This is a genomic window from Microvirga sp. KLBC 81 (assembly GCF_003075415.1).
In the GTDB taxonomy this organism is placed as follows: Bacteria; Pseudomonadota; Alphaproteobacteria; order Rhizobiales; family Beijerinckiaceae; genus Microvirga.
Genome location: NZ_QDAH01000113.1, coordinates 1 through 12187 on the forward strand (window position 1 = coordinate 1; position 12187 = coordinate 12187).

Genomic DNA, 12187 nt, shown 5'->3' on the forward strand with positions numbered 1-12187 from the left:
CCACTTGGCCTTCACGACACTCGGATGCGCACTCATCTGCTTCAATCAATGCAAGCGGTTTTGTTAGATGCTCTAAGGGCCTACACGCGGGAGACGGTCATTGCCGAAAAGTTCCAGGCGATGGTCGTGCTGGGACGCGCGAACAGTCGAATGAAGGACTTCTACGACATTTGGATTCTCAGCCGGTCGTTCAGCTTTGACGATGACAGGCTGGCGCGTGCGATCGCAGCCACATTCGCGCGGCGCGAGACGCAGATTCCTGAAAACCTGCCAGATGCCTTGACGCTGGCTTTTGCAGCGGACGAACAGAAGCAGCAGCAATGGCGCGTCTTCATCGAGGACGTTGCACATAATCCGGGCAATCTCGCAAACGTCGTGCGAGACATCGCCAATTTCCTGATGCCTCATGCGGCCTCAGCAGCAAGGTTGGGTCAATGAGCGATTTGATTTTGACTGCTGGGTTGTGAAGCGCGGAGAAGGCTGTCGCTCTGACTGGTTATACGCCCCATAAGCATGTTCCAAACCCGATCGAGCCGAACTTCACTGCTCCGAAGCGCGTGTCAAACCTGATGTTTGGGCCGCTTGCGCTTGCGGCAGCGGTCGCCAAGGCGGCGGCAAATCGGGACGATGCGCCGGGGGCTGTATTGGACGCATTGCAACGAAGCACGTTGCCGATGCTGGAGACGACGGTCGACGTTCAGATTATCGACCGATTTTCAGTACTTGGCCGATACGGAGAGGACCTTCCTCGCGGCGCGTATCGGTAGAGGGATAACTGATCTATATATGAATGCCTTGGGGTACACGTGGCGGGCAAACGCCGCTTGTCTGTCTTCGGCACTCGACCCCCACGCCGACTTCATCTATGAGGGCGGCAATGTCGGTGGAATCGATCCGAAGTGCGACGGGCGCCAAGCCATCGGTCTCCTCTCGGTCAGGAGTTGCCGGGACGGAGTTGGTCAGGGTTGCACAGCCCCGGCAGTCCCGGTCCAGAGAGCTCATCAGGGCCTCTTGGGACGTGCGATAGCCCAGGCATTTGCGCGGGCTCGCATTGAGCCGATTACAGATCTCACGCAGAGCCTCCTCCGGCAAAGCGGCAATGTCGGTGTCCCGTAACAGGAAGCGCCGGACCCGGCCATTGGTGTTCTCGACCGAACCCTTCTGCCAGGGCGCCTGCGGCTTGCAGAAGTAGCTGTCTATGCCGAGCTTCTGCTTGAGCAATGGGTAATAGGCAAACTCCGTACCGCGGTCGAAAGTGATCGATAGACGCGCCGTCTCCGGCAGGACCTTCAACTTCTCGATCATGCCGGTCATGACGCTGGTCGAGTTGCGATCCGGGTTGCGGGTCGGGATCGTGTAACGGCTTTGGCGCTCGACGAGAGAAGTGAGGTTGTGCTTTCCCAGATCCTTGCGGAACATCATCAGATCACCTTCCCAGTGGCCAAAGCTGGTACGGCCTGCAATCTCTGCCGGGCGCTGCTCGATGGTGTTGCCCGCCGGAATGAAGAGACCGCGAGGTTTGCGCTGGTAGCGCGCCCGCCGCCGGCGCCGTGCCATCGGCAGATCATGGTCCAGCTCGAGCTTTTGCCCCTGGGCGCTGTAGACGAACCGGTAGATCGTCTCATGCGACAGCCGTTCAGGCGCCCTGGATGTCCGCAGGCGGCCAGCGATCTGCTCTGGTGACCATCCAGCTTTGAGGCGGTCCATGACGTAGACCGCAAGCACCGGTTTGCGGGAGAGTTTGCCCAGACGCTGCCGCCGGGCCCGGGCCTGCATGTCGGCGGCCACATGGAGATAGCCGCCATACAACGGCTCTTCATCGTGAACCCAGTTCTGCATGATCTCGCGGTAGGTGGTCGAACGATGCCGCTGCAGGCGTTCAGCAATCACGCCGATCGGGATCTTGGCCGCGTGCACGCGGGCGATCTCACGGCGGTCGGCCAGGCTCAGGTGGATGTAGGGCAGGGTCATTCAACCTCCGGGTGCGAACCCTTTGTTTGTAACGGAATTCGCACTTCAGAATAGAATCTACCCCGCCTACAAGAGGTGTTCGCATAAGGAACCTATTGGCAAGAAGTCTGCGACCTGACGCTGAAGGCTGCACCGGATGAGCTGAAGGTGCCGAACCGGTTGGTTTCGCGAGAGGCCATTACCAGAGCCGCGTCTCTGTTCCGAGCGTGCCATGATGCCTTAACGGTTAAGTCATCAGGGCGGCACTATCCTGAGCCTCATTGATGCCAGTCTGGTGAGCAACGTCGGCCCGACCACTCTGAGCAGAAAGTCGGTTGCGCAGCCATAGCGGTTTTGTGGCAGGAGTTCCGATGATCCAGACATTTGCACCCAAGCGCCCCAACTGGCAGCGGGTCATGATAACCGTTTTAGGCCTCGGTGCTGCTGCGGGATGGAGCATGTTTGCCGTCGCGGGCCACTCCGCCGCCGAAACCGAACGTCAGCTGCGGGAGCAGGTTGCCGATCTTCGAGCCGGTTAAATGCGGCTCCTGTCAGAGCGGGATCAGCTTCAGAGCGCCGCCACTTCGCTCGAGGACGTGGTTGAGCGGGATTTCGCGGTTCAGGGTCTCATAGAGGTCGTAGCCGTCCATGCAGATGACGCACTTGCCGCGACCGAGTGCTGCGAGTCCTTCGTCGGTGAAGCCGCTGTTGCTAACGAACGGGCCACGCGTCCAGGCAGCTTTCTGTTCGATCTTGCCATGAAAGGTGTGGAGCTCGGCGACACCCATTGGTTTGCCGTGCCACTTTGCCTCAACAAGGTAAGTCTGTAAGTCTCGTTGCCGAACTGGAAGCTGCCGCCGATCTGCTCGCCATTCAGCCGGAAGGGCTCCCGCGGCGCTGTACGTGTCGAACAAGTCGCGCAGGAACTTCTCAAAGGCATAGCCTCGGGCATACGCTTCCAACGACGTCATGGCGAGTAGATCGCTCTTAAGTTGATCCAGCTTTTCGCAGTTGAACGCTGGCGTGGGCCGCAGTGTCGGCGCCTGGGAGCAATCCGGCCGGCCTTCAGGCCGATTGATCAGGGAGAGGCGGCCGTGGGCATCGTGAACTTTGTCGGCCTGGCCAGTTCGCTGTCGCAAGGCCTCCCGATATTCCCAAAGGGCATTTAGTGTTCGGGTGACGGTCGGCGTGTCGACGGTTCGAAGGAAGGAGCACAAACGTTTGGCCTTGGAGCCGCCCTCGCGTGCATAGACTGGATCATTGATGTCGATGTTGAGCTCTTCGGCGGAAAGCTGCGCGAAGGTGCGATCGGAGAAGTTGAGGACGTAGCCGCTCCCCATGTCGAACACTGCATCGAGAAACATCATGTCGATGGAGCGAATGTTGCTCATGTCGCGCTCTCGCGCAAAGGGTTGACGGTTTCGACACCAGGGAAGTTCTTTTCCTTGTCGTTAACGACAAGACAGCTGTTGGCCTCCGCTACCGCGCCTGCTTATGCCCATTATTGTGGGTTCTCTCGGAGCAAGTCGGGATCACTGCATCGCCGGGGCTGGTTCCATGAAGGCTCCATCCCACATCGCCCGACTTTCTATTCCAAGCCTTTCCGGTGTTCTCAAGGAGAGCTCCTTTGCAATCATCGACGGAGCATAGACTTGCGTGTCAGGAGCGACTGCCCCTCGGCGTTCTCACTACAATGCTGTGCGCATCAGGCTTGTCGAGCGATAACGTGCCACCCGTAATTCCTCGTAACGAACACCGAATGATGGGGTGAGTTGGGCCAAGAGGGTTTCTTCGATAGAAGATAGTTCAGCACCGATGCCGGGGATCCCGGGCTGCGGTCGGCCTTGCGGATGATGCCTGCAATCAATTGCAGCGAGTTGAACAATCTCATCAGCATGGGCTCATCGGCGACTAAATCATTCAGAACCTTTGCGAGGATCGCTTCTGCGTTGATGGCGGAGCCATGAGACTCCCTGTTCGGCCGCCGGTATGCCAACCACAAACTCGGCTTGACGCAGGCGACATAGCAGGCGTGACCCGGGTCTAATTTCCCATGATGCTGCGGAAAATAGGAACTTAGGTCTGGCTCGGACACGTCAGGCGCAGGATGCTTGCCACCAGATGCTTGCCACCACAAGAGCCTGAATCTACGCTTGTGAGGTCGATCCTGACCGAACGAAGGAGCCACCATGCGTCGAACGACCGGGTGAAGGTTCCTTCTCTGGACCAGGATCGAGCGGGAACGTGATTCGCTGCACGCTCCCACCCAGTAGCAAGACAGAGGGAAGACTTTCGTGGCGACAGGAACTGTGAAGTGGTTCAATGAACAGAAGGGCTATGGCTTCATCCAGCCGGATGGCGGAGGCAAGGATGTGTTCGTGCATATCAGCGCTGTCGAGCGCGCCGGATTGCGCGGCTTGGCTGAAGGCCAGAAGATCTCGTACGAGGTTCAGGCCGACCGCCGCACAGGCAAAGAGGCTGCGGTCGATCTCAGGACTGCCTGATGGAACGGGACGCGGGATCATCCATGCCCTTTCATCCTGAGCCGCTCCGAAACGGAGCGGCTTTTCGTTGTCAAGGGACATACCACTCCAATCGACTCTCGACGCCGCGGATCCTGATGGTTGTCGCCGTGTCGATCCGCGATCACGCCAAAGAGCGAGAATGTGAACCAGGTCCGGTACATTCAGAAGATCAGGACTCTGATCCAGCGGATTGCGCCAGGATCTACTCAGGATGCAGGCGTGGGCGCATCACTGCCTCTGCAAAAAGATCAAGAGGAAATGCCTTTGGAACGTAATGACCGCGGTGTAGCCAACTTCCTCAAGGCGGAAGCCTCATCGCCTTCACGGGTAGTCTCAGTCGATGACATGAGTGCCGCGAGGCTTCCGCCTCTCACCCAATCTGAATCTCCGAGGCGTGCTGCCGGCATGAATGCTTCCCTCGATGTCCTGAATGAGCAAATGCTCACTCTGGTTGAGGTTGTTTCGGCTCAGGAGAAGGACATCAAAGCGCTCAAGATGCGGTGTCAGCAACTCGAGGAGCGTGATCAGGCTGTCATGGTCGCATTCACGACCTTCTTTCATGTTCTTGCGGCCGGGCGTGTCGCGAAGCTGGAGGATATCGCCGCCATTCTTCACAACATCATCAAAGTGGCGCAACGCGAAGCCTATCGGCAGGAGTCCATTCGTTTTCTCGAGGCGCTCGCGAGCATGCTTCGTGAGCAATCCGGTTCAGGAACGACCGAGGCGCCGATGCACGACGGACCCCGACCCGAGAGCAAGGATTGATGCCGGACAAGGGGCGGATTGCGCTTGACGGCATCGGGTCTGAAAGTGCCGGATTTCTCCAGCCCCTGTAGTCGTTGATTAACCATGCGGGCGCAGTGTTTTCCCACTGCCGGCATAGCGCCGCTGGCCGACTTGTTCAGGAGATAAGGCAAATGGTGGAGACGGCACTCGCTGAAGGGATCGAGAAGCGGCGAGAGGCCATTCAGGCCGTCGTGTCCCGGATTGAGCGGGGAAGCACTGAAGTCGACCTGCATGACCTGCAGACCCTTCTTGTTGATGTGACTGGAGGGAGCAGGCGGGACCCTGGCATCGAGATGGCTGCCGATGACCTGTTCGCGGCTGCGGCGGCCGTCGTGACCGACAGAAACAGCAACTCTCAACCTATAGCACGAAAGCTCCGCCTGCTGCGTGACGCAGGCCTTCGCCTCCAGCACAGGCTTGCCGGTGCCGCCGAACGGGCCGGACAGAGGCACTGAGAGACGCCGCAACGGCGGCATCCGGATCGAACGTAGGATCCGCCTCTGGAAGTTGCCGTTTGGGGTCGGACAACGAATCCGGATTGTCTCAGGTTGGGGAACGTCAGCCGAGGCCGCATGAATGGCCGTCGCGAAGGTCGCAGCCTTCGCGCAAACCACAGTGACGATTGCTCCGGAAGAATGCGCCCACACGGACATCCAGGGCTGCCGCCGACGTGTTCGGGCCCGTCTCACGCGCTTGACCGCCGGCCGGAAAAGCGCCGGTCGAAGCGGGCGGTTGCTCTTTGAGAGGCTCTCCACTATCAAACATGTCCCACATCCCGAATACGCCCGGACGGCCTCGTGGCGGAGTGGTGACGCAGAGGACTGCAAATCCTTGCACCCCGGTTCGATTCCGGGCGAGGCCTCCACCTTTCCGACGAGCACCTGACACTCCGACGATCATGGCGCCAAGTAGATGCGCTGAGATGCCCGGCTCCATATCGATCTTGTATCCGACTCCTGGCATCAGCATATGAAGCACGATTGACGCAGAGCTTTGCACAGAGGGGATATGGACCCGCGCTATCCGCCCCATCCGGGCATCAGATTGATCCGGATGCCTCGCTGGGCCGCCGCCCTGGTGCTGATTGCTGCCGTCTCGCTGGGCCTTTTGCTGATCGTCCTGGCCGCAGGACTTGCGCTGATCCTCATCCCTGCGGCCATCATCACCGGCATGATCCTGCGGTGGCGCCTTCGCCGCAGGATGGCGCAAGCCCGCCGAGCAGGGGAGATTATCGACGTTGAGTACCGCATCATTGAGCGGGAGCGGTAACCGTCTCTTCCGGGACAGAATGGTCCCGAGCGCTGTCCAGAATCGGGGACAGGGCGCCGTGGACCCGCTTCAGCCGGAGGGCATATCCGGCTCTTGTTTTCAGGAGCACCCCATACGATGTCACGGGGTCCTGACGGTGAAACCGGTCCGATGACAATTCATTTCCCCTTCGACAACACCTATGCCCGCCTGCCGGAGCGCTTCTTCGCGCGCATGGCGCCCACCTCGGTCAGGGCTCCGAGGCTCATCCGGCTGAACCGGGATCTCGCCCTGCAACTCCGCCTCGACCCGGATCGCCTCTCCGGTCCCGAAGGGCTTGAGCTTCTGTCCGGTAACCGCGTTCCGGATGCGGCTGAGCCTATTGCCATGGCCTATGCCGGCCATCAGTTCGGACAGTTCGTGCCGCAGCTCGGCGACGGCCGTGCCATCCTCCTCGGCGAAGTGGTTGATCGAGACGGCATCCGCCGGGACATTCAGCTCAAAGGTTCAGGCCCGACACCGTTCTCGCGCCGCGGCGACGGACGAGCGGCGGTGGGGCCTGTGCTGCGCGAGTATCTTGTCAGCGAGGCGATGGCGGCGCTCGGGCTGCCGACAACGCGTGCGCTTGCCGCCGCGTTGACCGGCGAGACGGTTGTCCGTGAGACGCGGCTTCCCGGGGCGGTTCTGACGCGGGTGGCTTCGAGCCATGTCCGGGTCGGCACATTCCAGTTCTTCGCCGTCCGCCAGGACGTGGAGGGATTGCGCCTCCTCGCGGACTACGTCATCGGACGGCACTACCCACAGGCCGCCGAGAGTGACCGGCCCTATCGGGCTCTCCTGGACCAGGTGATCGCCGCCCAGGCAAACCTCATTGCCCGTTGGCTGCACATCGGCTTCATCCACGGAGTGATGAACACCGACAACATGTCTATTGCCGGCGAGACCATCGACTATGGCCCGTGCGCGTTCATGGACGCCTATGATCCCGCCACAGTCTTCAGCTCCATCGACCAGCAGGGCCGCTACGCCTATGGCAACCAGCCGCGCATCGGCCTCTGGAACCTGACGCGGCTGGCCGAGGCGCTTCTGCCGCTCCTGTCCGAGGATGAGGAGAAGGCCGTCGCCGAGGCGAATGAAGCACTCGTCGCTTATTCAGGCAAATTCGAAGCGGCCTATCATGCAGGGCTCCGGCACAAGCTCGGGCTGCTGACGAAGCGCGAGGAGGACCCGACGCTCGCCGGAGACCTTCTGAAGGCAATGGCTGAGAACCAGGCCGACTTTACCCTGACCTTCCGGCGGCTGAGCGATGCCGCCGCCGGACCCGAAGCGGACGAGGCCGTCCGAAGCCTGTTCATCAACCCGCTGGCTTACGATGCCTGGGCCGCCCGCTGGCGGGAGCGGTTGAGCCATGAGCCGCAAGACGGCGCAACCCGCCAGGCTGCCATGCGAGTCGTCAATCCGGCTTATATCCCTCGCAATCATCACGTGGAGGCAGTGATTCAAGCTGCGGTGGAGCGGGACGACTTTGCTCCCTTCGAGGAGCTTCTGATGGTTCTCTCGCAGCCCTACGAGGATCAGCCGGCGTTTGCTCACTACGCCGAACCGCCGGAGCCGCACGAGCGTGTCTACCGGACCTTCTGCGGGACCTGAGGCGGCAAAGGGCCCACTCTTTGGGGCGTGGCCTTTGGCAGGTCAGGCCGATCTGGACCGGGGAAGCTTCCGCGGCCGGTGCTCCGTCCGCGAAACTTGTCAGCCTGTCCCGGGGCCGAGGCGTCTCGGACGCATCGCGAGACGGCGATGGGAGATCAGGCCGATGCCCCCGAGCGGAGCCCAGCGCGTCCAACGGGATTCAGGTCCCCAATGCCATTGCGCATGTGGGGTCACGCCGAGGCGTCGGCCCTGCTCACCGGCATCGACGCCGATCGGCACTTCAACGACGTCCTGACCCGCCCAGTCATGGCTGTGATACCGGATCTCCCGCCGGCAGTGAGGGCAACGCGACGCGAGAGCATTTCTGAGCGGCCATGGATTGTCCGCGAGGTCGGGAAGAACCGCTCGAGCCCTGGCATAAGCGTCGCCATAGCCCGTCATCGCCTGGGCCGCCTCAAGGCCGAGCGGCATCCTCCGCAGCGTTTCGGCCCTGTAGGCGAGGAGGACCGTCTTTCGGCAGGTACGGTGCCAACACTGATCCTTGTGGAGAACGAGCATGATGATCCCGTGCCGGCCGTTCCCAGACCAGTGCAGCTGCCCGCTGAGCGCGCCGGAGACGAATTCGGGGATGGCGAGCGATAAGCCGTCGATCTGCACCTGCGCCTCCGGCCGGCCGTGCCGATCCTTCCCGACCGTGGTTTTGAAGGCCGGCAGATACGGATCGGGCTCGCGCCAATAGCGGTGCAGGGCCGCGGGCTCGTGAGCGACCAGCCAGAGGGCGCGAATGCCTGAAGCGGCATAGCGCTCCTGCCGCTGACGGTAGGCTTCCTCGCCCTGGAGCTGGACCTGGGCCTCGACGGCGACGGTCCAGGCTTTTCCGGGCCGGCGGCACAGGACATCCGCCCGCCAGTCATGGCCGTCAGGCGTGGTCCCGGATTGCTCCGGGAGAGCATCCCAGCCTGCGGCCCGGGCGCCGATCAGGCTCTGGGCTTTGATGGAGAGATGGAGATCGCTCTCCTTTGCTCCTGTCGTCGGTTGTCCGGGAGGATGAGCGAAGAACCGTGTTCCGAGGCGTGAGACCTTGGGAATGGCCCGTCCTTTCCCATGCGGCATCCACGCGTCGCGGTTCCGCGCCGATCTCAGTTGCTCCCATTGGTGATCGGATAGCAGAGGAGCAACAAGCGGCTCCCCTGAGTGGGTGTAGGCGAGCAGGGGCATGACGCGGCTTGTACCACCTCCAGGAGTCCGTAGCGCATGGGATTTTCAAGCTCCGCAGGCATCGGCAGCATGCTGGTACCGGCCCCGCCCTCCGCGGACATTCCCCTCCGATACAATCCCGAGAGCGGAAGCGTGTGAGCGCGAACAGCACCGGAAACGCGGCCTTTGACGCTTGATTGACCTTCTGCTGCCGGACAACGCCCTATGAAGGTCGGATCCGGTCAAGGGCTGGCCATCCATTCCCGCAGTTTCGTCCAGCGCCGCTTCATCTGCCCGCCTCTGACCGCCATAGCCACAGCCTTCCTCTGGCCAACCAAGACGACCAGGCGTTTGCCTCGGGTGACGCCGGTGTAGAGCAGGTTGCGGGCCAGCATCGTGAAATGCTGCGTGACGACCGGGATGATGACGGCGGGATACTCCGAGCCTTGCGACTTGTGGATCGTGGTGGCGTAGGCGGGCACCAGCGTGTCGAGTTCACCGAACGGGTAGGACACCTCCCGCCCATCGAACGCCGCGATCAGTGCCCCCTCTTCATCGTCGATCCGGACGACAGTTCCAAGATCGCCGTTGAAGACCTCCCGGTCGTAGTCGTTCTGAGTTTCCATCACGCGGTCTCCCGGCGAAAAGCGCCAGCCGAACCGCTCCACCTTGGCAGGAGGATTGGGATTGAGCACCTCCTGAAGCTGGATGTTGAGGTTACGCGCACCCAGCACGCCCCGGTTCATCGGGCAGAGCACCTGAATGTCCTTCATCGGATCAAGCCCGAACCGGCGCGGCATGCGCTCCTTGATCATCTGGATGATCTTCGGCACGCCCTCTTCGGGATCAGTGATCTCGACGAAGTAGAAGTCACTTTGCTCGCTCGCCTTCGGCGGTTCGGGCATTTGGCCCTTGTTGATACGGTGGGCGTTCACCACGATCCGGCTTTCCGCCGCTTGCCGGAATACCTCGGTCAGGCGAGCCACGGGCACGCGCTCTGAGGCGATGATATCGGCCAGTACCTGCCCTGATCCGACGGAGGGCAACTGGTCCACGTCGCCCACCAGCAGCAAGCCCGCATGGGGCGGAACCGCCTTGGTGAGCGCATTCATCAGCGGCACGTCGACCATGGAGGTCTCGTCCACCACCAGCAGATCGCAATCAAGCGGGTTCTCCTCATTGCGCGAGAAGCCGCCGTGCTTCGGATCGATCTCCAGCAGCCGGTGGATGGTCTTGGCCTCCAGCCCGGTCTGCTCGGTCATGCGCTTGGCGGCCCGTCCGGTCGGTGCCGCCAGCGCCACCCGGACACCCTTCGCGACAAGCAGGCGCAAGATCGTGTCGAGCAGGGTCGTCTTGCCGACACCTGGGCCACCGGTCACCACCGCCACCTTTGAGCCGAGCACCAGTTTCAGAGCCTCGCGTTGCGAGGCTGCCAGGGTCTTGTTCGTGCGGCCCTCCACCCACGGGACAGCCTTGTCGAGGTCAATCTCCGGCCAGGGCGGCGGGCCGGAGGCTCTCTCGATCAGCCGGGAGGCGATGGCCTGCTCGGCCAGGTAGAGCCCCTTGAGAAACAGGCAGGTCTCGTCCCCGATCGTATCCGAGACGATCTCGCCCTTGGACAGCTCCTCGACCACGGCTGTGCGGATCAGGGCCTCATCCACCTCGAGCAGCTGCTCGGCCAGGCGGGTGAGGGCCTCGACCGGCAGAGCGCAGTGTCCTTCGTCGGTAGCGGTCTGAAGTGCAAACGAGATACCCGCCCGGATCCGCTGCGGCGCGGTCTTTTCCATTCCGAGCTTGGCTGCGATGGCATCCGCCGTCCGGAAGCCGATGCCGCGTACGTCCTTCGCGAGACGGTATGGGTCCTCGGTCATGACCTGAACGGCCTCATAGCCGTAGGTCTTGAAGATGCGCACCGCCCGGGCCGTGCCAACCCCATGCGCGTGCAGGAAGATCATGATCTCCCGCACGGCCTTCTGCTCGGCCCAGCCCGCCACAATCTTCGAGGCTCGCCAGGGGCCAATGCCCTGCACCTCGGTCAGGCGCTCGGGTTGGGCCTCAATAATCTCGAAGGTGTCCTCGCCGAAGGCCGCCACGATCCGCTTGGCCATGGCCGGCCCGATGCCGCGCATCTGCCCCGAGGCAAGATACTTCTCGATCCCCTCTGCCCCGGTCGGCGGGGTGGTCTTGAGCACTTCGGCCTTGAACTGAAGCCCGTGGGTGCGGTCGCTGATCCACAGGCCGCTCGCCGTGATCCACTCGCCGGCCGAAACCGCCGGGGTGTGGCCGACCACGGTGATGAGGTCGCCCTTGCCCCGGGTATGGACTTTCAGGACGGCAAACCCGTTTTCGGGATTGTGGAAGGTGATGCGCTCGATCGAGCCTGCGAGCGTCTCAAGGACCGGCCTCTGATCCACTTGTGAGGGTCGAATCATCTGGTTCATGGTGCCTGCCGGGTACTGTTCCCGGCCTCTCCGAACTGTATCGCTGGATGGCACCGCTGACGAGGATGCACTCCGTCCTGAGCGGCAAATGTTCTCTGTTTGTTTCGTGGCTTTTTTGCGGCGATTCGGATTGACACCAGCGCCGTCCATGGGAATCCCGAAGCCGCCTGCAATGTCCGAGGGCAAGGGCAAAAGCCGGGTGCGAGGAAGGTTCTGCCCGGTTTCCACAGGCAACAGAAAAGATGGTTAACAGCCAGCTAACGACGCCGTACCCCGGGATTGGATGCGGACCGGGAGGTTGGAATGGAGAGTGGATCGTAAGCGGTGTTTTCAGGCCACGGCCTTGAGGTCTTGCGCGACCGCATAGGACCACGGCAGCAGGTCATCAAG

11 protein-coding genes, 1 tRNA gene and 1 pseudogene are annotated in these 12187 nt (G+C 61.9%); 8 read left to right on the forward strand and 5 right to left on the reverse strand.

What is annotated here, in order from left to right; translation table 11 throughout:
* Positions 1-438, forward strand: a 438-nt coding sequence (locus DC522_RS30170) for a nucleotidyl transferase AbiEii/AbiGii toxin family protein (protein ID WP_165820382.1), incomplete at its 5' end; no start/stop codon positions are given.
* Between the two features lie 552 nt (positions 439-990).
* On the opposite strand, the pseudogene DC522_RS30180 reads toward DC522_RS30170, so the two are convergent.
* Positions 991-1971: pseudogene (locus DC522_RS30180) on the reverse strand (IS30 family transposase); the annotation flags it as partial.
* Positions 1972-2321: 350 nt separating this feature from the next.
* On the opposite strand from DC522_RS30180, the gene DC522_RS35165 reads away from it, so the two are divergent.
* Complete coding sequence (locus tag DC522_RS35165) at positions 2322-2489, forward strand: hypothetical protein (protein ID WP_165820383.1); 168 nt, start codon at positions 2322-2324, stop codon at positions 2487-2489.
* Between the two features lie 12 nt (positions 2490-2501).
* On the opposite strand, the gene DC522_RS30185 is transcribed toward DC522_RS35165, so the two are convergent.
* Positions 2502-3317, reverse strand: coding sequence for a restriction endonuclease (locus DC522_RS30185; RefSeq protein WP_165820384.1), 816 nt, complete (start codon positions 3315-3317; stop codon positions 2502-2504).
* 338 nt (positions 3318-3655) lie between these two features.
* Positions 3656-4045: a hypothetical protein gene (locus DC522_RS30195; RefSeq protein ID WP_133239413.1), complete on the reverse strand. Its 390-nt coding sequence runs from the start codon at positions 4043-4045 to the stop codon at positions 3656-3658.
* Between the two features lie 199 nt (positions 4046-4244).
* Between DC522_RS30195 and DC522_RS30200 the strand changes: the two genes are divergently transcribed.
* The 6 genes from DC522_RS30200 (at position 4245) to DC522_RS30225 (ending at position 8159) form a co-directional block, all read left to right on the forward strand.
* Complete coding sequence (locus DC522_RS30200) at positions 4245-4454, forward strand: cold-shock protein (RefSeq protein ID WP_116532185.1); 210 nt, start codon at positions 4245-4247, stop codon at positions 4452-4454.
* Positions 4455-4913: 459 nt separating this feature from the next.
* Entirely contained in the window at positions 4914-5240 is a 327-nt protein-coding gene (locus DC522_RS30205) for a hypothetical protein (RefSeq protein ID WP_133239414.1), read from the forward strand.
* A 152-nt stretch (positions 5241-5392) separates the two neighbouring features.
* Positions 5393-5716, forward strand: a complete 324-nt coding sequence (locus DC522_RS30210; protein WP_116532187.1) for a hypothetical protein — start codon at positions 5393-5395, stop codon at positions 5714-5716.
* Positions 5717-6052: 336 nt separating this feature from the next.
* Positions 6053-6126, forward strand: a tRNA-Cys gene (locus DC522_RS30215).
* A 143-nt stretch (positions 6127-6269) separates the two neighbouring features.
* The gene (locus tag DC522_RS30220; RefSeq protein ID WP_116532188.1) at positions 6270-6530 is read left to right on the forward strand and encodes a hypothetical protein; all 261 of its coding nucleotides are present in this window, start codon (positions 6270-6272) and stop codon (positions 6528-6530) included.
* A gap of 150 nt (positions 6531-6680) precedes the next feature.
* Entirely contained in the window at positions 6681-8159 is a 1479-nt protein-coding gene (locus DC522_RS30225; protein ID WP_116532189.1) for a YdiU family protein, read from the forward strand.
* A 99-nt stretch (positions 8160-8258) separates the two neighbouring features.
* Here the strand turns inward: DC522_RS30225 and DC522_RS30230 are convergent, their stop codons facing one another.
* Both DC522_RS30230 and DC522_RS30235 read right to left on the reverse strand, forming a co-directional pair.
* A complete protein-coding gene (locus DC522_RS30230; RefSeq protein ID WP_133239415.1) occupies positions 8259-9272 on the reverse strand; it encodes a hypothetical protein in 1014 nt (337 codons plus the stop codon).
* 326 nt (positions 9273-9598) lie between these two features.
* A complete protein-coding gene (locus DC522_RS30235) occupies positions 9599-11797 on the reverse strand; it encodes an ATP-dependent RecD-like DNA helicase (RefSeq protein WP_116532191.1) in 2199 nt (732 codons plus the stop codon).
* Positions 11798-12187: the final 390 nt, after the last annotated feature.